This is a genomic window from Criblamydia sequanensis CRIB-18, from assembly GCF_000750955.1.
Classification (GTDB): Bacteria; Chlamydiota; Chlamydiia; order Chlamydiales; family Criblamydiaceae; genus Criblamydia; species Criblamydia sequanensis.
This window is the reverse complement of sequence record NZ_CCEJ010000014.1, coordinates 22,328-47,045: the sequence shown is the minus strand read 5'-3', so window position 1 is coordinate 47,045 and position 24,718 is coordinate 22,328. Positions and strand designations below refer to the sequence as shown.

Genomic DNA, 24,718 nt, shown 5'->3' with positions numbered 1-24,718 from the left:
TTTACCTTATAAAATTTAGTCATTTCCTGAAGGAAAATCTTGGGTTAACGGTTTTTTATCTTGTCCTATTAATAAATCACCTTCACGATTTTTCATTAACATTTCAACTTTTGTTTCAGCATCGTTTAATTTTTTAGAACAAAAACGAATGAGATTATCTGCTTCCTCATAAAGTTTCAATGAATCATCGAGTGTAACCGTATCGGAATTCATGATTTCAAGAATTTCTTCCAATCGATGAAAGGCGGATTCAAAGGTTTGTTTGGCTTGAGACATAAACTTCCGTTAGTTTTTGATTTCTTTTTTGAAAGGCTTTGTTTTTTCTATTTGAATTTTAGCTTCCCCATCGCTCAAAAGAAGTCGATAAGATTCATTTTTTTGGAGAGCATGTACAGATTTTATAACCGAACCTTCCTTTTCTGAGAAGAGAATCGTAAATCCTTTGCTAAGCAATTTCTTTGGATTGATGGCGCTTAAAGTTTCCCCGCAATGATTTAAATTTTTTTCTTTTATGCGTAGCAAGTGATCCATAGCTTTATCAAGTTCTTTTCTTTTTTCGAAAAGAGCGGAATTAACTTTATGATTCAAAATTGAAAAATGAATGGATTTATTTAATTTTTCATTTAAATCTGAAAGTTTGGCGCTTCTTTTTTTAAAAAAAGTAAGAAAGCTTATATGAATCGCGCGCCTTAAACTTTTCTTCCTTTCTTTTGCGTGTAAAAGTCGAAGATAGGGATTTAATGCGGAAAGTCTTTGCTTCATGGAAGTCAGCTTCATCTGCTTTGTTTTATTAAAACGAAGCATGGTTTTATCTATGGCTTCTTTAGCGCCGTCTAAATTTTGCAGCTCCGCTGCAAACAGAAGCTGAGGGTTTTTTAATTTCGGCTGCTTTAGTAAGTGTCTTAGATGTTCTCTACCTCGTCTAACGCGAAGTTTCACGTGATCAAAGAGCCGATCTTTTATCTGCTTAAGCGCTTTTTCATAGTGGATTTTTTCGGCTATCACCATTTCGGCGGCAGCGGAAGGTGTTGGAGCTCTGACATCTGCGACATACTCTGCAATACAATGATCGGTCTCATGGCCGACAGCACAAATGATGGGAATATGACTTTCAAAAATGGCTTCCGCCACACACTCTTCATTAAATGCAAATAAATCTTCTATGCTGCCGCCGCCCCTTCCGACAATAAGGACATCGACAAAATTTAAACGATTAAACTCTCTAATAGCTTTTGCAATTTCTTTTGCAGCGCCCTCGCCTTGCACGCGAACAGGGTTTAGAAAAATGTGAAGACCTGAAAACCGTCTTTTCAAAACTTTTAAAATATCTTGAATGACAGCGCCTGTCGGGCTTGTCACAATCCCAATTCTTTTCGGCATTTTGGGGAGGCTTTTTTTGCGCTCTTGCTTAAACCAGCCTTTTCGATGCAATTTAATTTTTAATTGTTCAAGCTTTAAAAGTAGATCGCCAAGGCCTGTCCTTTGAACTTCTTTGACAATGATCTGGTATTTCCCGCTTTGAGGATAGACAGTCAAACTTCCTTTGATAGTGATGCTTTCGCCGTCTTTTAAAGGATCTGAGAGCTTAAGGGCATCTTGCCTGAATAAAACACAAGCAATCGAGGCGTTTTCATCTTTTAATGAAAAATAATAATGACCTGAAGACTGCTTTTTGCAATTGCTAATTTCACCTTTGACATAAAGCGAGGAGAATCCCATTTCTAAAATTCGTTTGATCGCGTGGGTTGCTTGGGATACTGTCAATAACCTGGACTCTTCACTCATTTTGCGTTTGCTTTCCTCTTAAGCCGGTTGTCTTATTGAGAGTATCAAAAGGATTAAATCCAAAACAGAATTCTTTTTTAAAAAATTATCAGACTTGCTTGCGGGAATTTTATAAAATTAATTTTTTACTGTTTATGAAAGCCTATCCGTTAAGAGTGTGATAGAAATTATTTCATTTTTAAAATAAGAGCTTAGCCATCTTAAAAGTAACGACATTAGTAAAAATTTGATTGAATCGAAGGAGGCTAACTTTTATAATACCAACATTAAGCACTTGAGACGGTATAAGGTTTTCCTTTAGCCATTCAGCTGAAAAAAATTTAATTAGGGAAGTTTAATTCTCATGCCCCTGGATTCACCAAGCTTGATTGTCGGCAATTGGAAAATGTATAAGACTCGAGAAGAAGCTCTGGATTATATAAATGAATTGGCGGAAAAAGTGAAGGGGACTTCAAATGAAGTCGTTTTAGCAGTTCCCTTTACGATTCTTTATAGCGCAGCCAAAGCCGCTAAGAAAACTCCTCAAATTAAGATTTCAGCGCAAAATATGAATGACGCCAAAGAAGGCGCTTTTACAGGCGAAATCGCAGCTAAAATGTTGACAGATGCCGGCGCCCGCTATGTTATTCTAGGACACTCAGAGAGAAGACGTTATTTTGGTGAAACCAATGAGTTTATCAATCATAAAGTTAAACGAGCTCTCAAAGAGGGGTTAATCCCCATTCTTTGCATTGGTGAAAGCAAAGAAGAAAATGAATCCGGAAAGAGAGAAGAAGTCTTAAGAGCCGAAATCCTAGAGGGCCTTGCAGATGTCCATTTGAAAGATGGAAAAGAGCTTATCTTAGCTTATGAACCCATTTGGGCAATTGGAACAGGCGTGCATGCCGGCGGCAAAGAAGCGGAAGAGGCGCACTCTTTCATAAGAGAGGTCCTTAAAGAAAAATTCGGCGATGAGATCGCAAGCCATATAAAAATCCTTTATGGGGGATCTGTCAATCCGGGTAATACCAAAGAACTGCTTACAGGTAAAAATGTGAATGGCTTGCTTGTTGGAGGCTCTTCTTTAGACGTGAATACTTTTGATCATATCATCAATTTCAATAAACAGGTTAACGAATGATTATCGCATTATATTTTATATCTTTAGCGTTATTTATGATTCTTGCTGTTTTGCTCTCCACTGTGATTTTAATGCAAGAGAGCAAAAGCACAGGTCTTGGAGCTTCTTTTGGAGGGGATTCTCAAGACTCACTTTTTGGAACATCTACTGCTGACGTCTTAAAAAAATTTACAGCTTGGCTTTCCTTTATCTTTTTTGCCTCTTGCGTCATCCTATCTTTTTGGACCTCTTCAATGGGACGCTCTTCTCAAACAACGCCTCCCGGGTTTACTCAAGAAATAGAAGAGAATCAATAAAAGAAAAAAGACCTGATAATGAGAACCTCTTTAACAAATAAGAGAGGTTTAAAGTCAGGTCTTATTTTTTAGAATCAGGTTTTTTTGAAAAATTCTTTTTGATTTCTTTCAGGATGGGTTCCATTTCATCTCTTTCCTTGCCATGAATGCGATCAAAGAATAAAACGCCATTAATATGATCATTTTCATGTAAAATGCAAACCGCTTCAAGCCCTTGATATTCTTCTATAAATTCCTGTCCTTCAAAATTAAGGGCTTTGACTCTTATCATAAAAGGGCGTTCCACTTTGCCTCTTATGCCGGGAACTGAAATACAACCTTCATTAAAGGCAATCGTCTCTTGGCTTACTGATAAAATTTCCGGATTGATAAAGACTCTGATGATGCCGGGCTCGACTTCCCCGTTTTCTAAATACTTGGGCACACATGTGACAAAAACTCTTAAGGTAGAGCTAATTTGCGGCGCTGCAAGCCCGATGCCATTTTCAGCTTCCATGGTATCGATTAAATTTTGCACAAGTTCTTGGACATCTTTTGTAATCCCTTGGACGGGCTTGCATTTTTTACGAAGCACGGGATTGCCAAGATACGCTATAGGAAGACGCATAGGGAAAAAAACCTTTTTATGAGCTATATTACTTTATTTACTAAAAAAAAGAAAATAGGGTTAATGTTTCGATCAATAAACTCATTGGATTAACCAAGAGCCCAAAAAAAGATCACTTCCAAAAGATAAAAAAGTAATAGGAGTAAGAAACCAAGCCAAGTCATCAAGGCTTTATTTTCTTTTGGAGAAAGCCACCAGGTTAAGAAATAAATGGCGATTGGCATAAAGGGCCATGCAAGAAGAGTCACACTAATTACATTACTAATAAAAGTGGCAAAGGAGTTATTGAATTCATGAAGAAGCGGCATTAAAAATTTTTGCTCCAGCATCACGATCGGGAAAAGAACAAGAAGAACAATCATGGTTTGTTTCCAAACAGGGGGAAAATCATTTTCTGGAGAAAGGGTTTGAAACCAGCTTGCGTAAGGGGAAACCACCCTATGCCTTTCTAATTTTTTTATGAAAGGCTTTGATTCGTTTAAAACATCTTGGCGCTCTTTTGACTTTAACCAAAGGTCTAAGTTATAAGGGGTATCGAATTGCAAAAAAGTAATCCAAGTTTCGCTTTCTTCATTACTTGGAGATTGTACATATACCCCTTGAAATCCAGGAAACTTAGCTTCGGCTTGATGGATTTTGGCAATCCAATTTCGATAACCGCCTTCCATTTCTTTTGAAACTGAAGTTACAAAGACCTCTGTTACCCCTTTCTTCAAATTGGATTCTAAAGATAAGGTTTCTCTAAGACCCATTTCCTGATCGATTAGTGATTCAAGGCCTTTAAAAAGCTCTTTTTTTTGATCCGAATTTTGCCAAGATAGCGCGCTATTTTCATCAAGAAAACGCTCTATAATAACCCAACTATCTTGTTTGGAGAGACACTCCGAAATAATTTCCAAGCTTAAAAAACCCGGAAAAGTGGTAATCCAGGCATTTAACTTCGATTGCCAATCGATAAAAAGGGGGATGGACTCGCGTTTAACTTTTACGCGAATGGTGATGATATTTGCTTTTTCTTTCATAAGCAAAAGAGCTCTAAAAGGACTTTAAATTGCAGTTTGAAGAGTAAGAGGATTCTTTGCTATTCTATTTTTTAAAAAATCTTTGATAGCGAGAGAAATATGAGCGCACTTCCTTGTAATTTATGCGGAAGCTTATCAAGCGGCGGATACTATTCAAAAGACAAAATTTTTTGCTGTCCCGGATGCTTGACGGTTTATTCCATCCTAGAAGCAAGGGGAGAAGCGTTAGAGAAGGAAAATCCGCTTTTTCAAGAGGCTCTTAAGTCAGGTGTCATCTCAAACCCGAATTTATTAGAAGAGATTCAGGAAAAAAAGAGCGCATCCCATGATCTGCAAAAGCTTTACCTGGAAATAAAAGATATGTGGTGCAGCGCTTGCGCCCTTGGGATTTCCTATCTGCTTCTTAGAAAAAAAGGAGTTTATTCAGCTCTTGTGGACTATGCGACAGATATTGGCAAAATTGAGTTTGACCCCTGTCTCATTTCCAAAGAAGAGATTTTAAAGCTCATTAATAAAATGGGTTATCAACCTTCCCTTTTAGAGTCTGATGAAAAAAAAGGGCGATCAACAAGTTTGAATAAACGTTTTGGAGTTGCCGCTTTTTGCTCTCTAAATATTATGATGATGGCCTATCCGATCTACATCTCGCACTTTGAAAAAATAAAGGGTGATCACGATTTATTATTTGCCTGGATTTCATTTTTTTTATCTCTTCCTATTGTTACTTTTTCCGCCATCCCGATTTATAAAAAAGCATTAATTGCAGCTAAGGTTAAGCGCTTTGGAATGGAAAGTCTTGCAACGATGGCTATCTTAGCCTCTTTTTTTCTCTCATCTTATGAACTTTTTAAAGGAAGCAGCGAGGTATACTTCGATTCCCTAGCCGTCATCGTGACTTTAATTCTTGGGGGGAAAATCATAGAAGGAAAAGCAAAATTCAGCGCTAAAGACTCTCTTTTAAGGCTTTTAAAAGCAAAACCTAAAAGAGCCCGAAAAAAGAATGAGGACGGGGGTTTTGAATTTAGACCTATTAAAGAAATTAAGATTGGGGATTCTCTTCTTGTTCATTCAGGAGAAAAAATTGTTTTGGATGGCAAAGTGATTGAGGGGGAAGGTAGCATCGATGAATCCTTAATGACGGGAGAGCCCTTTCCTGTCTTCAAATCAAAAGATGCGAAAGTCGTAGGAGGTACTTTTTTGCAAAATGGCAGCCTCACCTATCAAGTTGAAGCTCTCGAAGAAGAAAGCACCCTTCAAAAGATCATCCAGATGATTGAAGAAGGTCTTGGAAAAAAGACGAGTTATGAAAGAGCGGTTGAACCTATTCTTAAATGGTTTGTTCCGGCTCTTCTTTTTTTCATTACGGCGACAGCCGGAATAGAGCTTCTTTTCTTTAACCTTTCATCTCATGATATTTTATTAAGGGTTCTTGCAATTCTTCTTATTTCATGCCCTTGCGCAATTGGAATAGCAGCTCCTTTTGTTGAATCCAAGCTATTAGAAAGCCTCTCCAAAGAAGGGATTATTATTAAAAACAGGGCTGTTCTTAGAGTGCTTGCAGAACCGCTATTTTTCATTTTCGACAAAACGGGGACTTTAACAGAAGGAAAGTTTTTGGTGCTTGACGGTCTTGAAAAATTAAGTCAAAAAGAGAAGACACAGCTTAAAAGCTTAACTTCGAAATCCATTCACCCCATATCAAGAGCTATTTTTAAAGAATTAAGTGAGGAAACTTGCGCTGTTAATGCTCTTTTAGAGCACCCTGGAATGGGAATTGAAGGAGAAATAATGAATGAAAAAATTGTCTTAGGCTCCAAAAAGTTTCTAGATGCAATAGGGATAAGTTTTGGGGAGGATTTTCAGCCAAGATCAAAATCATTTACAACAACTGTCTATGCTTCTTTCTCGCATGGCAAGGCCATGCCCATTTTACTTGGAGATAAAATAAAAAAAGAAGCTTCTGAATTAATCACAAATTTAGGCTCTGAAAACACATTTTTATTATCCGGAGACAAAGAGGAAAGCGTTCAAGCGGTTGCAAACTCTCTTAAAATGCCAAAATGGCTCTCGGAGTGCCATCCTTTGTCCAAAAAAGAGTTGGTTGAAAAGCTTAAAAGAGAAGGCAAAACAATTTGCATGATAGGCGATGGGATCAATGACGCCCCGGCTTTAACTGCATCAAATGTGAGTATTTCAGTTGTTTCAGCGTCAGATATCACAGCTCAGAGCGCAGATGTTCTTTTAACTCAGGATAGCTTAAAAAAAATTGAGGTTTTATTTGCATTATCAAAAAAGGGGAAAAAACTAATTCGGCAAAACCTATTTTGGGCCTTTTTTTATAACATTATAGGCATCGGTCTTGCCGGATTCGGCCTTTTAACCCCTTTATATTCTGCTTTTGCTATGACTCTAAGCTCCATTTTTGTAACCCTAAACGCAAGAAGAATGGGTTAGTCAAAATTCAGGATCACTTTGCCTGAATTGCCGGAAAGCATAAGGGCAAAGCCTTCTTCGAAGTCTTGGAAGCTAAGATAGTGGGTGATAACAGGATGAATATCAAGACCGGCTTCTAACATTTGCGTCATCTGGAACCAGGTCGAGAAAATTTCGCGCCCGTAAATCCCCTTGAGAGTTAGCATCTTAAAGATAACAAGGTCCCAATCAATCAAGGTGTTTGGCGGTAAAATACCAAGAAGAGCCACTTTTCCGCCATGCCGCATAGCAGTTAACATATCTTGGAAAGCAAGAGGGTTTCCGGACATTTCCATACCGACTGTGAACCCATTATGGAATCCATAATCCTTAATTGCTTGGGCAAGAGGAGTTTTAGCTACATTGATAGCGTGGGTGGCGCCCATTTTTTTCGCAAGCTCAAGTCTTTTCTTATTCACATCTGTAATGACAATCACTCTTGCCCCGGCTTTTTTAGCAATGGCCGCGGCCATGATGCCAATTGGACCGGCTCCTGTTATCAGGACATCTTCTGAGGTTAAAGGAAATGAGAGGGCGGTATGCATGGCATTCCCAAAAGGATCGAAAATAGCCGCCAATTCATCGGGAATCGAATCAGGAAGCTTAAAAACATTTTCGCTTGGCAAAACCAGGTATTCAGCAAAACAGCCATTCGTATGATAGCCAAGACCTCGGACATTTGAGCAAAGGTGTTTTTTTTCTGTTTTACAACCAAAACAGACACCGCAAGTGATATGTCCTTCTCCTGAAACACGATCCCCAATGGAAAGACCCTTCACACTAGAGCCCATATCCACAATTTCACCCATAAACTCATGGCCGATAACAAGGGGCACAGGAACATTTTTTTTAGCCCAGTCCGTCCATTTATAAATGCTGACATCGGTTCCGCAAATGGAGGCTTTTTTAACTTTTATGAGAACGTCTTGGCTTCCCATTTTAGGTAAGGGGACATCTTCTAACCAAATGCCTTCCTTGGCTTGTGATTTCACTAAAGCTTTCATTTTTATAACCTTAATATCCGTAATAAATTATTTATGATAAAATAGAGGGTCTTTTGGTTCTCGAATAAAAAATGGGGACCAGGGAGGTCTTTTATTTAAAATTTCTTGCTCGTTTACAAATTTTTCCTTAGATTCCAAGGTGTAGTCGTAGGTAACCTCAATTTTAGAGCCTGCCAGAACTTTTTCCAAAGTTCGAGTTCTCTTTTCATTGTTCCCATCCTCTATGCTTCTATACCTAATGACGACTGACACGCCGGGCTTTTCCTTAGAAAAATAGACCCATTCATGAAAAGGAGCCCTTTTTTCTTCTCCTTTCCATTCCATTAAACCGGTCAACTCATTACTAAACAAAACGCGATAAGAAAGCGGTTTATTGCTTGTTTTTTCCAGTTTTTTAATAAGAATGTCAAAGTTTTCCCTGGGAGTAAAGTCTGTAGCGGCAAAGGTTTCGATCTCAACATATTCCTTCGAGTCAGTCTCACCTTCAAGAATAAACTTATTCTTCTCCTTGTCATTACCGTCTAAAACCCATCTTCTCCCGTCTAAATCCCAAGGCATAGAAACGTTAATTTCCTTGGCAATCGGTTTTATTCGAAAATTCATTAAGATATTTTCCCAGAAGGGCTTAATTTTTTCAATCTTATCAATATTTTTTGTGGTATATCGAATAAAGTCGATGCCGTTCGATACCTTTAAAATCTGGATAAAACCATGCTGGGAATCGGGAATATCCTTATCAAGCCACCACTCTAAGAGAATAAAGTCATTCTCTTCTTTAAGGATTCGGGTTTCAAATAAACCTCCAAGTCTTTCATCAAGCTCTTTGATGAAATTGTTCACATAAACAATGAGGGGGATAGAAGTTTTTGAGACGTGGTGATAGAGAAGAGCTTCTCTCCAATTACCAAGAGTTTGTCCTCTTGGTAAAAAGACTTCTTCTTTGAGTTCTGACTTCCCGCTTAAATTCCATGCTCTTTCGTCACCCGGAATGTTTAAAGCTGTCTCTCCAAAAATGGGAGCAGCAATTAAAGTGTAAAAAAATATTAATAAAAACTTTAATTTTTCGATCATAAACCACCTCATTCTAATTATAAAAAATTCTTTAATTTAAAAAATTAAAAACAAATGTCTTTACTAGAATCAAAGTCTTCCATTAAAGAATTCTATGTAACTGAACTGATAAGAGATACGGATAATATTCTTTTTAAATTTGAGGTCTTAGAGTGAATATACAAGAAAGTCCTAACGGGGGAGCGCAAGTAAGTGTCCAGGAAAAAACCGTAACTTTAATGAAGTCACGAAAAAATCAAGAGCTTCGAGGGCCTTGGGAATCTATTTCAAATTTAACAAAGTGCTTATTTTTGTTTTGCAACCCTTGTTTAAATTACAGGGAAGTGGTGGATAGAAATCATGAATACATAGTGATCAGAGGGGGTATCCCTACAAAAATAATCAGAGAGCAAGGGGTTCAGGCGGGATATGGAGAGGTAAAAAAAATAGATAATCGAATTTACACCATTATTATTCCTCAGTTAGTTAACGATAAACTTGGCATGCCCTTTAGAGTTGAGGTGAGCTTAAGATACCATATCACCAATTCGCTTCAAGCGACTTATCAATCTAGAGATTACCATTCCTATGTTAAAAAAAGCTCTAAAGAAGCGATATTTGCAGTTCTTACACGAACTGGTCGAGATAAGTGGACTTCTATGGATGTCGAGTTGCGCCTTAAAGGAGCCCTACAGCAAGAGATTGAAAAAGTTGGTTTAAGCGTGTATAGAATTTTTGTGCAAAAAGCGGTCTATGACACCAAGTTGCAGAGTCAACTAAGGGTTAAACAAGCAGCTGATAGCTATATTCTTGCACAAAAAGCTATTTGCGAAGGGGCTTCTAGAAATTTAAAAGAGCTTTTAGAGGCATTCTCGCATCAAGGTATAGAGCTAAGCGATACTGAGATAAAGTTACTCATTATTAAGATGATACAGCAAAATGCCTTAAAACCGAATTCTATCGATTTTTATGAAGTTGATTCAAACCCGGTTATCGATCCTCTAATTCCCGGAACATTGACAATGAATAAATAAACCAAAACCTAAATCTGGAGAGAAAACTTATGCAAAAAATGCAAGGCGGCTATCAATCATATACCCCATTAGAAATGCAGGATGAATCAAGCTCAGATAGGGTTTATCGCTACGATAGGGATACCGGAATTAATCCTGATATCGGAGTTTTTGATATGGAAAGAGAGGATGAAGAATTTAAAGTGCCTCTTGCGCTTCGCATTTGGTCGTGTGTGGCTTCCGTATTAACTTTTCCCCTAAACATACCTTGCATGATTACCCAAGTCAACCCGGGTGAAGATAAAGTGGTGACTCGGTGCGGTTATGTGACTAGCGTTTTGAGAAGGCCAGGCCCTCATCTTGTAGATCCTTTTACTTCTATAATACCTGTAGACATGAAATTAGATATTCTCGAAATTACTAAGACCTCTGTCAATGACCTAGGGGGAAATCCCCTTATTGTGTCAGCACAATTCTCCTATCGGGTACAAGATTCTCTTTCTTCAATTTACACATCAACCAATCCAAAAAAATATTTAATCGAACAGGGAGCTTCTACCTTAAAAGCAGTGCTTTCTAGTTACCCCTTTGATAAGGGAGAAGATCACAAAGGCCCTTGTTTAAGGAAGCATTCAGATGAAATTGAAAATCATCTAAAATATTTTTTACAAGAGATTGTTAGGAGAGTCGGCATAAAAATTGAAAAATTTAGGTTATTAAGTGTCACTTATGACCCCTTAGTAGAAAAGTTGCTTCTTGCAAAGCAAGAAGCGGAAGCGGAAGTGATCGCAACCCAAGCTATTGCTACAGGAACTGTTGGTATCATTCAAAAAATATTTCAAGACTTAAAAGGAATAGGCCATGAATTGGATGAGTCGGATAGAAGCCAACTTGCGAAGCAGCTCACCTTGATGCTTGTCAATCGCGGCGGAAGCACTAATCTAACTTTGATTCAGGGTTCAACTCCTCCTTCTCTCAAAGGTAAAGAAAAAGGAAATTAAAAATTTTTTAAATTAAGAAGGGTTTTTTCCCTTCTTAATTTTGTTAGTTGAGAAAATTATTTAGCATCGGGTATGAAGGGAGGCTTTAATAATTTTTTTTAATCCAAAACATAGTTGAGCCAAGTAAAATGGAAGCGCCTAAAGGGTTAGAAGATCTATCCAGGATAGAATTAATTTATAAAATAATCGAAAAGTCAAGTTCCATTTGCAACCCTTGTGTGAGGATACGCGTTTTAACAAAAGTTGCTACCCATCTTTATGGGGTAGATTGTGAAAAAGCAAGACTTATCTATCAAAAGATAATCAAGGAAGTGGAATTAAGAAAAGATGGAAGCCTAATGGCTTTTGTTGCAGTTCACTGCCGGCAGATCCATCCCGAAGAGTCAAAAAGATTGCTATTTAACGCTACAAAATGCCCTTCTCAAATAGGTGGGTTTAGATATCACGAGATTTCTCTTGCGGTCCTTCCTTTTGATCATAAATTGGCCATTGAAATGGCTCGAAAAAACCGTTCGAAAAAAGGTCGAGAGGAAACCTTTTATCAAATTATAAAAGATCTTGCAAAAAAAAATTGGGAGGACAGTTTTAATCTTTGTCAACAAATAGAGACTCATGAGCTAAAAATTTCCGCTTTGAGGTACTTGATAAAGACTTGTAAACACGAGGATATCCCTTTATTTATCGAACTTTTAGAAAAGAAAATTCAAGACCCGAAAGATGGGGTTAAAATTCTTTGCGCCCTTTTTAGACGTTTTTTTTATCTTGAAAATGGAAACGTTTTATTAGAAAACGCAAAGGCTATTATTCATCATCTTCAAGACAATCATAGAGACGAAGCCTTATATTATTATGTCAAAGCCTTACAAAATAGTTCGCAAGAAGCCATGTGCGATAATCTTAATAAAATTCAAGATGTGGATAGAAAGATAGCTCTTCTTTTGAGATCGATAAGATTTGGTGCCTGCCCTCTTGCGGTTTCAGAATTTATTTTTAAATTGAGGGGATCTTTTACAAATAATGAAAGGGTGATCTTGATTGAAGAAACAGCCAAAAAATCGATCAAAAAAGCCTTTGCTTTAATTAAATCCTGCGAGGATGAACAAAGACAAGAATTTTGCTATCTTATAGGCAAAGTCGGAGATGTTGAAGAAGGTTTAATTGAAAGGCCCTTTTTTGAAAGTGAAGAGGAAAAAGAATTTTATCTTGCAGGGCTAGCTGAAAATCTTCTGCCCTATAAAAATTGGGAGCTTACCCTTAAGCTTCTAAGCGAGATTGAGAATAGAACCTTAGTAGAAACAGTGCTTTCCAAAGCAGCTCCTCACCTTGTCGGCGTGGATAATAATCGAGCTTTTCAACTAGCTAATGCAATCCAAGATGAATGGCTTAGAAATTCGGCTTTGATGGGTATCACTGAACGCCTTTAAGGAAAAAGCTAAAGAGAGGAATAATACCCCTCGAAAATGGCTTTACCGAGAGAAAGATTCTCTTGAAAGATCAAATGAAAGTAGCCGCTTGTTTCAAAGGATTGGGTCAGATTTTTTCCTGTCAACCGTTCTACTAACTCGACAAGCTGGGGAGCATGACCAATAATAAGATTGGAGTTTGATTCTAGAAGCATAAGCTTCGAAATTAAAAAATCCACATTAGAAAAATCCCCGAGTTCTTCAAGAATCTGAGGAGAAAGCTCAAATTCTTGAGAAACAAGCTCTGCCGTTTCTATGGCCCTTCTCAAGGGAGAACAATAGATAGCGTCAGGAATATGAGACCTCTCTTTCATTTTAGAAATCACTTCGGCTTGTTGACTTATTCCTTTTTCTGAAAGAGGCCGGTCTGCATCTTGAAATAGGCTGCTAGATTTAGCGTCTGCGTGACGCATGATAAAAAAATGCTTCATGGTTTAAATGATCTTCAATTCTTTGCCGACTTTTTCAAAGGCGGCAAGTGCTTTTTCAAGCTGTGATTTATCAAGGGCGGCAGACATTTGAGTTCTGATACGGGCTTTTCCTTGCGGGACGACCGGGTAGCTAAAGCCAATGACATAAACCCCTTCTTCAAGCATTCTTTTTGCAAAATTTCCGGCCAGGGTTGCATCGCCTAGCATAATCGGACAAATAGGATGGTTGCCCTGGATTATATTAAACCCGAGTTTATTCATGCTTTCTCTAAAAAAGCGGGTGTTGTCCCAAAGCTTTTGACGAAGTTCCGGCCTATTTTTTACGATATTTAAAACTTCTAAAGAAGCTTTTGCAATGCAGGGAGCGAGTGTGTTTGAGAAAAGATAGGGCCTTGACCTTTGACGAAGCCAATCTACTAATGGCTTTTTCCCGGAAGTGTACCCGCCGGAGGCTCCGCCTAAAGCTTTTCCAAGAGTACCCGTGATGATATCGATCTCACCCATCACATTCCAGTATTCATGGGTGCCGCGACCCATTTCTCCCATAAAACCAACCGCATGGCAGTCATCTACCATAATAAGGGCATCATATTTTCTGGCTAAGGGAACAATTTCATTGAGCTTAGCGATGGTGCCATCCATAGAAAAAACACCATCGGTGGCAATGACTTTAAATCTTGAGGATTTTGCTTCTTCTAACTTTTCTTTCAGATCCGCCATATCATTGTTTTTATAGCGAAAACGGGCAGCTTTCGAGAGCCTAATGCCATCAATTATGCTTGCGTGGTTAAGCTCATCGCTTATGATGGCGTCTTCCGGTCCGAAAAGAGTTTCAAAAAGACCCCCATTGGCATCAAAGCAGGAAGGGTAGAGGATGGTGTCTTCAGTCTTTAAAAATTCTGACAAGTCCTTTTCTAATTCCTTATGAACATCTTGAGTGCCGCAGATAAAACGAACGGAGGAGAGTCCAAAGCCATAATGATCAAGTCCCTCTTTGGCCGCATCTATGACTTCCTTATCATCGGCTAAACCCAGATAATTATTGGAGCAAAGGTTAAGCACTTTTTTATTCTGAGAAATAATTGAACCGCTTTGAGGAGAGGTGATCACACGCTCTTCTTTGTAAAGACCGCTTGATTTAAGCCCATTTATTTCTTTCTCGAGGTGTTCATAAAAAAGATTACTCATTGTAGCCCCCATCCAAGTCTGCCGCTTTGGAAATACTAATTAGACTGCTTTCGAAATTCCATTCGATCAAAATTTATCAAAAAATCTGCACAAAAGAGCTCATTTTTCAATGAAAGCGAATTTCGAGGGAAGTCTATTTTTTTAAATTGAATTCTTTAGAAGAACTATTTTACAGGAAGGGGTAAAACAATTCAACCCCTGACTAACGACCAAATCACCCTAAGCTTTCAGCTGTAAAGCTTAGGGTGAGCACTTATTACATCCTCTAATATCGCTTAAGTCGCCGTCCCTGGAATTCTATCAAGGCATCTGCTAAGTTGCAGGAACTCGCCAACTCGCGAGTTTGGCTTCGTCGCTTAAAATACGCATCTGTCTTGGTTAAAATTACAGGGACAACGGGATTTGGGGGTGATCTATTTTGCGATGAGTTTTTTCTGGATCGATGAAAGACTATTTTTTAAATCGTTTAAAAGATCCTCACTATCTTCTACACCAATTGAAAAGCGGACAAGGCCATCTGTAATCCCCATGGCTTCCCGGATTTCTTTAGGAATAGAGGCGTGTGTCATGGTAGCCGGGTGGCAGACAAGAGATTCTATGCCTCCGAGGCTTTCCGCAAGCTTAAACAACTCAAAATTGGAAATAAGATAATGCATGTCGTCAAGGGAAAGGTTAAATTCAGCTGAAACTATTCCGCTAAAGCCGCTCATCTGCTTTGCCGCAATCTCATGGTCTTTATGAGTTGTAAGTCCCGGGTAGTAGACTTGGGAAATCAGCTTATGCGAGCTTAAAAAATCGGCAATTTTTTTAGCGTTGCTTTCATGTTTTTCCATTCGAAGCGCTAAAGTTTTAATGCTTCTTGATAAAAGCCAAGCATCAAAAGGACTTGGATTTAAGCCGACAGACATCCTGGCAAAATCCAATTTTTGCTTTAAATCCTTGTCGTTAACGACCATTGCCCCGCCAATAATATCAGAATGGCCTCCGATATATTTTGTCGTGCTATGCCAAACAAGATCGGCTCCAAGCTCTAGCGGATTTTGAAAGTAGGGGGTTGCGAAAGTATTATCGACTAATGTCAAAACCCCATGCTTTTTAGCTTTTTTTGATAACTTCGCTATGTCGTGAATCCCAAGCAAGGGATTTGTCGGCGTTTCAAAAAGAAAAAGAGCCGGTTTTTCTTCTAATGCAGCCTCTAGCCCTTTTTCATCCGCATAAGAAACAAGCTTATAGTCTATGCCGAATTTAGAAAAAACCTTATCTAAAAGCCTGAATGTGCCTCCATAGAGTCCTTCTAGAGCAATAACCTTGTCGCCTTGTTTAAAAGTCGAAAGAAGGGCGGAAAGAGCGCCCAGGCCAGACGAGAAAATCGTTGCGTATTTCCCTTTTTCAAGAGAGGCTATTTGTTTCTCAAGAATAGTGAAGTTCGGATTTCCGGCTCTTGTGTAATCATAGCCTTTATGTACGCTTGGCTCTTCTTGTTCATAAGTTGATGTCATGTAAATTGGAGGCATAATCGCCCCTGTCATCGGGTCGCTTTCGATGCCTGTATGAATGGCTTTTGTTGAAAATTTCATTTTGAGGGTTTTCCGGTTGCCAGTTCTAATAAATCGTGCTTTTCCATCCAATCATCATCAAACATTTTGCTTAAGTATTTAAGACCGGAATCCGGTAAAATAGTTACAATGACGGCGCCACTTTTCAGTTTTTTAGCAATCTCAAGAGCTATAAAAACATTGGCGCCGCTAGAACCTCCGGCTAAAATTCCTTCTTCGCGCGCAAGTTTACGCCCCGTTCTAAAGGCGTCCGCATCTTTTACTGTGATGACCTCATCTACAATAGAAAAGTCCATGGCTTTTGTCAAATGGTCTTCTCCAATGCCTTCCAACTGATAGTTGCAATTGCCGCCTTCAGGAATTTTTCCCGTCTTGAAGTAATGGGCAAAAATAGAGCCTTCAGGATCCGGCATGACAATTTTAAGATTTGGATTTTTCTCTTTTAAATAGCGTCCCGCCCCGCTAATTGTCCCGCCTGTGCTTGCGCTAGCTATAAAATAATCAATTCTTCCCCCCGTTTGCTCCCAGATTTCAGGCCCTGTTGTCAAATAGTGGGCCTTTGGGTTATCCGGGTTATCATATTGATTGATTCGAAAGCTATTGGGGATCTCTTTTGCAAGACTTTTAGCTTTATTCACATAATGATCCGGTGAGTCAGGGGGAGCGCTTGTCGGACAGACGATAATCTCTGCCCCAAAAGCTTTAAGAGCGTTTTGCTTTTCCTGACTGACTTTATCAGGCATGGTCAATACGCAGCGGTAGCCTTTAATGGCTGAAATCATGGCGGCTGCAGCGCCCGTATTTCCGGACGTATTTTCAATGATGGTACCGCCCGGTTTTAGGTCGCCATTTTTTTCCGCCTGATCAATGATATACTTTACAATCCTGTCTTTAATGCTAGCGCCAGGGTTATAAAACTCAAGTTTAACAAGAAGGTCGATTTCTTTCGGCGGCAATTTTTGTAATCTTACAAGAGGCGTATTTCCTATGGTATCTAGTATAGTCGGCATCTTAGGCATTAGCATGAACTCGCATTTGTCTTATTTTACGGCGTCGATAGCTTCCAGGATATTTTCACGGTTGATGTCGGTTGTTCCAAATAGTTTTTTGCCCTTTTTAGTATCGATATTTACAATAATAACCGCCGGTGTGCTCCTTAGATCGAATTGCTTAACCAATCGTTTAAAGAGTTTGACTCCCGTCGCTACATCATTGAAATTAAGTTCTTTTAACTTTACACCAAGGGGAGATACGGCCTTTTCGATATCCGCATCGGAGGGCGCCTTAGTTGTTTTAGCAAGGTTATCGAGGGCTTTTCTTATTTTAAAATAGTCTTCTTTGTTATTGACCATAAACGCAAGGTTATAAGGGGTATAGTTTAATGACTCTTGGTGAATGGCTGCATCCACAAAATAAAGTTTGGCATTTTCTTTTATTTCAGGCGCAAGCTGTTCTATAAGAGGTTCAATTTTTTTACAAGCAGGACAAAACCAATCCGTAAATACATAAACTTCTACGGGACTTGTGGCATGCCCTAGATTGATGTTATCTTTTAAAGAAGCCTGCGCTGCTACAAGCGGGTTTATTTTGTCTACGCCTAGAAAAGCGAACATAAATCCAGCGATTAAGACTCCCACTGTTGGAAAAGTTTTTGATAGAGATTTCATAGCCTCTCCTTGGGTTGTATCATAAAAATTTGATTTAAAAAAATGTATCATACGAGTTAGCGCTGCGACAAAAATTGTTGCTGCAATAGACACGCAGATAGGGCACCATGTCCCGATAATGACTTTTTGCAAGAATAAAAACCAAATTTCCGCGCCGATGCCGGAGGCCAGCATTAGACTTGTTAGCACAGTAAAAATCGGACTTACACTTGATAACAAATGAAAGAGAATGGCAGCTGCAAAAAACGCAATTCCAAAAAATTCAAATTTAAAACCGAATAGACGATATTTTTGACCGGTGGCACAAGCGGTATGACAAAATTCAAAAACAGAAAGAATGGATAAGGTAAGGCCTGTAATCAAGGCAATCAAAATTATGGCATTAAAAAAACCATCTTTATGTTTTAAAGAAAAGCTGCTTTTTTGCATGAATTTATCTCTTTTTATTCTATGCCGATCTTGTGCAATCCTTGATCTTTATGTCAACAAAAGAATTGACGTTTTATAAATCCCGTTTCATAAATAAGAATTCGAATTTTTAAAGTTAGGTCTCAAATGCCGGAGTTTAAGAAAGACCCTGTATGCCATATGTCAGTAGATCCCAAAAAAGCAAAATGGCATTTAGAATACAAGGGAGCCGATTATTTTTTTTGTCGAGAAGCTTGTTATCAGGAATTTAAAAAAAATCCCGAGGCTTATCTTGATAGAAAAATAGGGGAATCCCATAAAGAAAAACCTGAAAATTATCAGACGTTATATGGCTGTCCCATGGATCCGGAAATTCAGGATTCAAAGCCCGGTTTTTGCTCTATTTGCGGCATGGCCCTCGAACCTTTACTAAATTCGAGTGAGATAATTTTATTTACCTGTCCTATGCATCCAGAAATTATTCAGGAAGGCCCAGGATCTTGTCCGATTTGCGGTATGGCTCTCGTTCCGAAAACTCCTAGTTTAGAAGGAGAAAGCTCTGAAGAAAAGGATTTAAGAAAAAAGTTTTGGATCGGTTTTTTTCTAACATTACCAATTCTTTTTCTTTCAATGAAGGAAATGATTCCTTTTTTAAATGTTCCCATTAATGAAACATTGAATGGCTGGCTTCAGTTAATTTTAAGCACCATCGTTATTTTTTATTGCGGGGGAATCTTTTTTGAGAGAGGCTTTAACTCATTTAAAACAAGAAATTTAAATATGTTTAGTTTAATTTCTTTAGGGGTTCTGGCAGCTTACCTTTTCAGCGTTTTTTCTTTATTTTTTCCAGAACTTCTTCCACAAGTGTCAAAACACCCATCCATACCTTTTTATTTTGAAACAGGCGCCGTCATAATTGTTCTTGTCCTTTTCGGTCAGTTCTTAGAGGCGAAATCCCGAGGCCAAACACGTAAAGCCCTTTCTCTTTTACTTCAAAAAAGACCTGTGACGGCTCAAGTTATACGAGAAGGTAAAATCATTGAAGTGCCTGTAAGCGAGGTCCTTGTTGGAGATAAACTAAATGTAAGACCGGGCGACAAGGTCCCGGTTGATGGAGAAGTTTTAAGCGGGGCTAGCGCCGTAGATGAATCTTTATTCACGGGCGAGCCTTTGCCTGTAGACAAAAAAGAAAAAGATAAAGTGATTGGAGGCTCCTTCAACCAATCAGGAAGCTTTATTATGATCGCAGAAAGTGTCGGGAAGAACACTCTTTTTTCTCGAATTATCGATTTAATTGCGACAGCTGAAAGAAGCAAGCCTTCTATTCAGAAGCTTGTCGATGTTGTTTCCAAATACTTTGTTTTATCCGTCGTGATTATAGCAATTTTTACATTTGTCCTCTGGCTCATATTCGGCCCCAGCCTTTCTTATGCAGTCATGGCAGCCGTTTCCGTGTTTATCATAGCATGTCCTTGCGCTCTTGGACTTGCGACCCCAATGTCAATAACAGTCGGGATTGGAAAAGGGGCAGAATCCGGCATATTGATTCGGAATGCTGAAGCTCTTGAAAAATTAGAAAAGGTCACTCTCTTAGCCATCGATAAAACAGGCACATTGACGGAAGGCAAACCCACTGTTTCGAAAATTTATGCATCTCAATCTGAAAGTCAGGAACTCTTTATAAAATATGTGGCTGCCCTTGAAAATAAAAGCTCACACCCCCTTGCTAAAGCCATATTAAAAAAAGCTGAAGCATTAGGGGTTGAACACTTGCTTGATGCTAAAGAATTTAAATTAGTTGAGGGAAAGGGAATAGAAGGCGTTATTGAAAATCAATTTTTAAGGATTGGGTCTTTGGAATGGCTATCTGAAAATAATTGCGAAGGCATTGCGGAGCTTGAATCCCTATCTAAGCATCAAAAGCCTGATGAAACACTCATATTTGCCTCTTTAAATAATAAAGCTCTCGGGTTTATAGCCATTCATGATCCCATAAAACCTTCGACTTACGAGGCTATTTTAAAAATTCATGAAATGGGGATAAAAATAGTCATGCTTACAGGGGATAGTCACAAAACTGCTTCCTTTATATCTGAAACCCTTGGCATTGATGATTTTAAATCTCGTATTTTTCCTCAGAAAAAATATGAATTCATTCTAAAAACCAAAGAAAAAGGGATATCGGTTGCCATGGCAGGGGATGGCATCAACGATGCAGCTGCCATAACGGCATCAGATGTTGGAATTGCCATGGGAACAGGTTCTGATATTGCCATAGAATCTGCAGATATTACGCTTATCAAAGGAGATCTTATCGGGATAGTGAGGGCTTTTCAATTAAGCAAAGCCATGATGAAAAACATTCGTGAAAATTTATTTTTCGCCTTTTTCTATAATGCCCTTGGAATTCCGATAGCCGCAGGAATCCTCTATCCTTTTTTTGGAATCCTTTTGAACCCAATGATTGCAGCGCTTGCCATGAGCTTAAGCTCCGTTTCTGTGATCCTTAACTCATTAAGACTCAAATTTCTAAATCTTAAAAATTAGAGATTGGTACAGGCTTCGGCGCATTCCCAGCAGGTTTCTGCGCACTCTTGACAGTGAGGGGCATCCATTTTACCGCAAGCATCGGCACATTTCCTGCAAGCTCTTGCGCAAACATCAAGCATGTGATCTGCAAATTCAGAGTCTTTGGCGACAAGTTTGGCTGTGAGCGAACAAATATCAGAACACTCTTCACAGAGAATGGCCGTTTTTTTATGGCCTTCCTCAATACATAATTTAGAGCAAGCAGAACATGCTCCCATGCAATTTAGAAGAATTTGCATTTTTTCAGAATTTAAAACGGAAAAATCAAGATGCTTTGCTTTTTTTACAGCCATAGCCTTAACCTCCCAATAAATTAAAAGTTTAAAGACTTTAGAGGACTATTTTTCTTCTTTTTTAGGTGCTTCAACCGGGCAGCTGTTTTTGCCTGTAAGCTGATAAAATGCGCACCAGCTGAATAGGGCTTCCAAAAAAACAAAAACGGAAACGGCGTATGCAATCCAGCTACTATAGAGAATAGCGTACAGCAGAACAATAAAAGCAATTAAAAGACGGATGATACGACCTTGAAGGTCGAGATTTTTTTTAAACATAACTTTTTTTGAAAAAATTAATTTTTTTTTAGTTTATTTCTATTTCTTTAGAATAACTAATTTTTATTTAAATAAAATCAGTTTTTTTATGGATATGTACATATATTATTGAAAATTAAGTGATTAGTAATTAAAATCTATTTGCACCTTCTCAAATCAACCTTAAAGAAGTGCCTATGTTTAAAACAAAATCCTTTCGATTTTTATCTGCCCTCCTCTTTTTTCTTACAATAAGTTTCACGCCCTTAACCTCATATGCCGGCGATTGGGTCTTAGAAGACCAAGCTCATGTCATGGATGAAGCTCGGGAAATTTGTGCTCCCGGGATCTTAAAGCAAAAAGATAATGGTTATCTCTATGTCCAAGTTGATAATCGTTTTGTGACTCAAATTCTTCCATTAATTCAAGTCGATGGAAAAATAGTGCCGCCGGTTCACGTGACAAGTAAAAAAGGAATAGGCGCCCATATTAGCGTTATGTATGAAAACGAGCGTATTGATAATGAGATTTGGACTATTACAGAATTAGGCAGCGAATTTTCTTTTCAAGTCATAGAGCTTCGAACGGTTAAAATTGTAAAAGAGGGTAAAGCAAAAAAACTATGGCTTTTGGCTGTATCCTGCCCTGAGCTTTCAGTCCTAAGAGAAAGTTATGGCTTAAAGCCTCTCCTTAAAGGCCATGATTTTCATATCACTCTTGGCTATCAAATTCCAGGATCCGCAAAAGAGCTTAATGTTGAAGAAATGGAACTTCTTTTGGAAGAATGCATTTTAGACGCGGCATAAATAGACTTCTTTCGAAACTCCATTCAATTGTTAAAATAGCTGTTTTTGGCATCTTTTTTCCTAAATTTTTCACGCATAGGTAATCCTATGCTTTCAAAATTTATCAAAAAATTTGCACAATACCAGCTCATTCTTCCAATCAAAGCGAGTTTCGAAAGAAGTCTAATGGGTAGAAAAAGTGTTTTAAAAAATGTTAAAGCACCTTTTCTTTGACTTTGCTATAGAAAGGAAAGTTCAATCATTAAAGCAGTAATTGTATGAAACCTAGAAGAAATTTGTTAGCTGAAAAATTAAATGAGCTTTTAAGCTTGGCTAATGGAGAAGCTGTTTCTTTAGGGAAAATATTGCAAGTGCTTGCAGGCAGAGGGCAAGCAGCCCTTTTGATTTTGTTTAGCCTGCCTTTTTGCCAACCGATACAAATTCCCGGTTTTTCAACCCCCTTCGGTATTCTTTTATGTTTTATTGGTCTAAGAATTGCTTTTGGCCATAAAGTATGGCTGCCAAAAACCATTCTTGAAAGGCAAATTTCTTTTAAAACATTAAAAAAAATTAGTGTAATCGCAGTCAAAATTACAAATAAACTTAAATTTTTAATTTCAACTCGTATGACTTGGCTTTTAACCAATCCCGTTCTTCATTTGATCCATGGGCTAATGATTGCCATTTTAGGGGTTTTATTAGCTTTGCCTATTCCTTTTCCTCTGACTAACTTTTTCACAGCGTATCCTATCTTAGCATTCGGCCTTGCGTTTCTTGAAGATGATGGCGTAATGATTATTATCGCTTATGCTCTTTCCTTAATTTGTTTACTCTTCTTTGCGAGCTTAATTTGGTTTGGAAAAGAAGGTTTCGAATTTCTTTATGCTAATGGCACAATTTTTCCTTAGCAAATTGTAATAAATCACGTATACTAGTTCCAAAAAAATTATGTAAAAATGAAAAAAGTAATTTATCTATTCGTTCTAATCGCATCTTTATTATTTATATTAAAAAAAGATAATAAGCCCCTTCAAGTTTTAATAATTGGAGGAGGTCCTGCAGGCCTTGCTGCTGCCATTGAAGCTAAAAGTGAGGGGGCGGAAGTTACCCTTGTCGAAAAAAGAAAAGATTATAATCGTCAGCAGGTTCTATTTTTAGGTAAAACCACAATAGGTCTTTTAACGAAGTGGCGCGTTGAACCGAAGGCGCTTTCAATCTGTCAAGCTAGAAATGGCAGCAAAGTAGGGATCATTAAAATTTGTGATCTAGAAGCTTCTTTAAAAGAAAAAGTTAATCACATGGGTGTTAAAGTACTTTTTGGAGAATTTGTAAAAGCAAACGCCAAAGGAAAAAAAGCTTTAATTAGAAGTGAAGATAAACTAATAAACCTATCTTATGATCTGATTATTGGGGCTGATGGAAGAGAGAGCGCTCTTAGAAAAGAATTTAATTTACCCCTAAAAAAATTAGGAAAAGCAAGCGGCACTATAGCCTTTATTCCGATGCTTCAAAAAAACATTCCCGATATTACCGATACTATAAAAGCAGGTCCTTTCTTTTTAAGGAAAATCACCCTTGAAAATGCTTCCATCATTTTTATGCAAAGCTCTCAAGAGTACACTTTAGATGATTTTTCACGATGTGTTGCCGATTTAGAATGGTCTAAAGAAGCAGAACTCATCCAAAAAAATGAAGTTAAGATTTTTACCGGCATCCCGGTCTATCTTCAAAAGGTTGAACGTTTAAGCGACCCGGAAAATGAAGTTCTGTTAGTTGGGGATGCAGCGGCGACGGCTAGTTTTTTTGAAGGAAGAGGAGGCAATACCGGTTTTAAAGAAGCTTCTCTAATTGGCCCTTTTATAAAAAATTTTCTTCAAGATAAGAAAAAAGCTTATCTTGAGTTTAATGAAACGATGAAGGTTTTGACAGAAGAATTAGTTGAAGCAAGCCGCTATCTTTTTAAAGACGAGTAAAGCTTAATCTCAAATCTTAAGGAGCTTTTTTGCTGCCGACTCAAACCTTTTTTCATGAAAATTCATGTTTTTTTGAATTAAATAGAGAAGTAAATAAAATAAGGGCGTTACGGCAATGCTTACGAAAGCTTTATAAAAGTATGAAATCGCCATAATCCATAAAACAGATGATGGATCCATCCCAAGTCCTATGGTGAGATGTATGGAATTCACAATAAAAGTATCTGCAATTTGTGAAAGGAGTGTGGAACCATTATTTCGAACCCAGAGAAACCTCGGGCCTGTCAAAAAACGTATATAAGAATATAGTTTAATGTCTAGAAGCTGAGCTGCCGCATAAGCTGCAAGCGATGAAAAGACAATCATCCCATTTAGCCCAAACACTTCTTTGAAAGCTTGGGCGTTGAGAGGGTCATTCGATGGCATATAAAGAGCTAATTGGATGATAGCAAAACTTAAAAGTGTCATCCCAAAGGCCATATAGACCATTTCCCTTGATTTTTTAGCCCCAAAAATTTCGGTTGTAAGATCGCTTAATAGAAAAGTCAACGGGTAGGTTAAAAGTCCGGCCGGAATGCTAAAATTTGAAAAAAGAGGAAGCGCGAATAATTTAGCTGAAATGATATTTGAGACCACAACGATTACTGAAAAGGTTGTGGAGATAATACGATAAATATTTTTTGAAAAATCCATTGCCATAGTCTAAATTTTTATTTGTGCAGCCTATAAATATTAGGCTTTAAAACGAAATGAATCCA

Annotated in this window: 24 protein-coding genes; 10 read left to right on the top strand and 14 right to left on the bottom strand. The window is 38.1% G+C overall.

Features of this window, described 5'->3' with window-relative positions; all coding sequences use genetic code 11:
* Positions 1–15 precede the first annotated feature (15 nt).
* Together CSEC_RS12085 and xseA are read right to left on the bottom strand one after the other, a co-directional pair.
* Positions 16–276 (bottom strand): exodeoxyribonuclease VII small subunit, encoded by a 261-nt coding sequence (locus tag CSEC_RS12085; RefSeq protein WP_041018750.1) that lies wholly within the window; start codon positions 274–276, stop codon positions 16–18.
* A 9-nt stretch (positions 277–285) separates the two neighbouring features.
* On the bottom strand, positions 286–1,785 hold the full coding sequence (xseA, locus tag CSEC_RS12080; protein WP_041018749.1) for an exodeoxyribonuclease VII large subunit: 1,500 nt from the start codon (positions 1,783–1,785) through the stop codon (positions 286–288).
* Between the two features lie 343 nt (positions 1,786–2,128).
* Here xseA and tpiA point away from each other — a divergent pair, with 343 nt between their 5' ends.
* A complete protein-coding gene (gene tpiA / locus CSEC_RS12075) occupies positions 2,129–2,905 on the top strand; it encodes a triose-phosphate isomerase (protein ID WP_041018748.1) in 777 nt (258 codons plus the stop codon).
* Positions 2,902–3,201: a preprotein translocase subunit SecG gene (gene secG, locus CSEC_RS12070; RefSeq protein WP_154017708.1), complete on the top strand. Its 300-nt coding sequence runs from the start codon at positions 2,902–2,904 to the stop codon at positions 3,199–3,201. Before tpiA ends, secG begins: the two co-directional genes overlap by 4 nt.
* Positions 3,202–3,262: 61 nt before the next feature.
* On the opposite strand, the gene def is transcribed toward secG, so the two are convergent.
* Both def and CSEC_RS12060 read right to left on the bottom strand, forming a co-directional pair.
* Positions 3,263–3,808, bottom strand: coding sequence for a peptide deformylase (gene def, locus CSEC_RS12065; protein WP_041018747.1), 546 nt, complete (start codon positions 3,806–3,808; stop codon positions 3,263–3,265).
* Positions 3,809–3,897: 89 nt separating this feature from the next.
* A complete protein-coding gene (locus CSEC_RS12060; protein WP_041018746.1) occupies positions 3,898–4,830 on the bottom strand; it encodes an antibiotic biosynthesis monooxygenase in 933 nt (310 codons plus the stop codon).
* A gap of 99 nt (positions 4,831–4,929) precedes the next feature.
* On the opposite strand from CSEC_RS12060, the gene CSEC_RS12055 reads away from it, so the two are divergent.
* The gene (locus tag CSEC_RS12055; RefSeq protein WP_041018745.1) at positions 4,930–7,284 is read left to right on the top strand and encodes a heavy metal translocating P-type ATPase; all 2,355 of its coding nucleotides are present in this window, start codon (positions 4,930–4,932) and stop codon (positions 7,282–7,284) included.
* Here the strand turns inward: CSEC_RS12055 and tdh are convergent.
* On the bottom strand, positions 7,281–8,306 hold the full coding sequence (gene tdh, locus CSEC_RS12050; RefSeq protein ID WP_041018744.1) for an L-threonine 3-dehydrogenase: 1,026 nt from the start codon (positions 8,304–8,306) through the stop codon (positions 7,281–7,283). The genes CSEC_RS12055 and tdh overlap by 4 nt on opposite strands.
* Positions 8,307–8,333: 27 nt before the next feature.
* Positions 8,334–9,377 carry a hypothetical protein gene (locus CSEC_RS12045; RefSeq protein ID WP_041018743.1) on the bottom strand — a complete coding sequence of 348 codons (1,044 nt, stop codon included), beginning with the start codon at positions 9,375–9,377 and terminating at the stop codon, positions 8,334–8,336.
* A 152-nt stretch (positions 9,378–9,529) separates the two neighbouring features.
* Here CSEC_RS12045 and CSEC_RS12040 point away from each other — a divergent pair, with 152 nt between their 5' ends.
* The 3 genes from CSEC_RS12040 to CSEC_RS12030 all read left to right on the top strand — a co-directional run bounded on the left by CSEC_RS12040 (position 9,530) and on the right by CSEC_RS12030 (position 12,794).
* On the top strand, positions 9,530–10,390 hold the full coding sequence (locus CSEC_RS12040) for an SPFH domain-containing protein (protein WP_041018742.1): 861 nt from the start codon (positions 9,530–9,532) through the stop codon (positions 10,388–10,390).
* A 29-nt stretch (positions 10,391–10,419) separates the two neighbouring features.
* Positions 10,420–11,370, top strand: coding sequence for an SPFH domain-containing protein (locus CSEC_RS12035; RefSeq protein WP_041018741.1), 951 nt, complete (start codon positions 10,420–10,422; stop codon positions 11,368–11,370).
* Positions 11,371–11,498: 128 nt separating this feature from the next.
* Complete coding sequence (locus CSEC_RS12030) at positions 11,499–12,794, top strand: hypothetical protein (RefSeq protein WP_041018740.1); 1,296 nt, start codon at positions 11,499–11,501, stop codon at positions 12,792–12,794.
* A gap of 8 nt (positions 12,795–12,802) precedes the next feature.
* Here CSEC_RS12030 and CSEC_RS12025 read toward each other — a convergent pair whose 3' ends face one another.
* The 5 genes from CSEC_RS12025 to CSEC_RS12005 all read right to left on the bottom strand — a co-directional run bounded on the left by CSEC_RS12025 (position 12,803) and on the right by CSEC_RS12005 (position 18,104).
* Complete coding sequence (locus CSEC_RS12025) at positions 12,803–13,264, bottom strand: SixA phosphatase family protein (protein ID WP_041018739.1); 462 nt, start codon at positions 13,262–13,264, stop codon at positions 12,803–12,805.
* Positions 13,265–13,267: 3 nt separating this feature from the next.
* Positions 13,268–14,452, bottom strand: a complete 1,185-nt coding sequence (locus CSEC_RS12020; RefSeq protein WP_041018738.1) for a glycine C-acetyltransferase — start codon at positions 14,450–14,452, stop codon at positions 13,268–13,270.
* A gap of 413 nt (positions 14,453–14,865) precedes the next feature.
* Positions 14,866–16,029: a trans-sulfuration enzyme family protein gene (locus CSEC_RS12015; RefSeq protein ID WP_041018737.1), complete on the bottom strand. Its 1,164-nt coding sequence runs from the start codon at positions 16,027–16,029 to the stop codon at positions 14,866–14,868.
* Positions 16,026–17,033: a PLP-dependent cysteine synthase family protein gene (locus CSEC_RS12010; protein ID WP_237559247.1), complete on the bottom strand. Its 1,008-nt coding sequence runs from the start codon at positions 17,031–17,033 to the stop codon at positions 16,026–16,028. The genes CSEC_RS12015 and CSEC_RS12010 overlap by 4 nt, the downstream gene beginning before the upstream one ends.
* 15 nt (positions 17,034–17,048) lie before the next feature.
* Positions 17,049–18,104, bottom strand: coding sequence for a thioredoxin domain-containing protein (locus CSEC_RS12005; RefSeq protein ID WP_041018736.1), 1,056 nt, complete (start codon positions 18,102–18,104; stop codon positions 17,049–17,051).
* 126 nt (positions 18,105–18,230) lie between these two features.
* Here CSEC_RS12005 and CSEC_RS12000 point away from each other — a divergent pair, with 126 nt between their 5' ends.
* Positions 18,231–20,630: a heavy metal translocating P-type ATPase gene (locus CSEC_RS12000; RefSeq protein ID WP_053332049.1), complete on the top strand. Its 2,400-nt coding sequence runs from the start codon at positions 18,231–18,233 to the stop codon at positions 20,628–20,630.
* Here the strand turns inward: CSEC_RS12000 and CSEC_RS11995 are convergent.
* Both CSEC_RS11995 and CSEC_RS11990 read right to left on the bottom strand, forming a co-directional pair.
* The gene (locus tag CSEC_RS11995; RefSeq protein ID WP_053332048.1) at positions 20,627–20,965 is read right to left on the bottom strand and encodes a four-helix bundle copper-binding protein; all 339 of its coding nucleotides are present in this window, start codon (positions 20,963–20,965) and stop codon (positions 20,627–20,629) included. The two genes, CSEC_RS12000 and CSEC_RS11995, sit on opposite strands and share 4 nt — an antisense overlap.
* 45 nt (positions 20,966–21,010) lie before the next feature.
* Positions 21,011–21,223 (bottom strand): YgaP family membrane protein, encoded by a 213-nt coding sequence (locus CSEC_RS11990; protein ID WP_041018734.1) that lies wholly within the window; start codon positions 21,221–21,223, stop codon positions 21,011–21,013.
* Between the two features lie 176 nt (positions 21,224–21,399).
* Between CSEC_RS11990 and CSEC_RS11985 the strand changes: the two genes are divergently transcribed.
* The 3 genes from CSEC_RS11985 to CSEC_RS11975 all read left to right on the top strand — a co-directional run bounded on the left by CSEC_RS11985 (position 21,400) and on the right by CSEC_RS11975 (position 23,960).
* Positions 21,400–22,008 (top strand): hypothetical protein, encoded by a 609-nt coding sequence (locus CSEC_RS11985; RefSeq protein WP_041018733.1) that lies wholly within the window; start codon positions 21,400–21,402, stop codon positions 22,006–22,008.
* 257 nt (positions 22,009–22,265) lie between these two features.
* Positions 22,266–22,895 (top strand): exopolysaccharide biosynthesis protein, encoded by a 630-nt coding sequence (locus tag CSEC_RS11980; RefSeq protein ID WP_041018732.1) that lies wholly within the window; start codon positions 22,266–22,268, stop codon positions 22,893–22,895.
* Between the two features lie 48 nt (positions 22,896–22,943).
* The gene (locus CSEC_RS11975) at positions 22,944–23,960 is read left to right on the top strand and encodes an FAD-dependent monooxygenase (RefSeq protein WP_041018731.1); all 1,017 of its coding nucleotides are present in this window, start codon (positions 22,944–22,946) and stop codon (positions 23,958–23,960) included.
* A 9-nt stretch (positions 23,961–23,969) separates the two neighbouring features.
* Here the strand turns inward: CSEC_RS11975 and CSEC_RS11970 are convergent, their stop codons facing one another.
* Positions 23,970–24,659, bottom strand: a complete 690-nt coding sequence (locus CSEC_RS11970) for a queuosine precursor transporter (RefSeq protein WP_053332047.1) — start codon at positions 24,657–24,659, stop codon at positions 23,970–23,972.
* Positions 24,660–24,718: the final 59 nt, after the last annotated feature.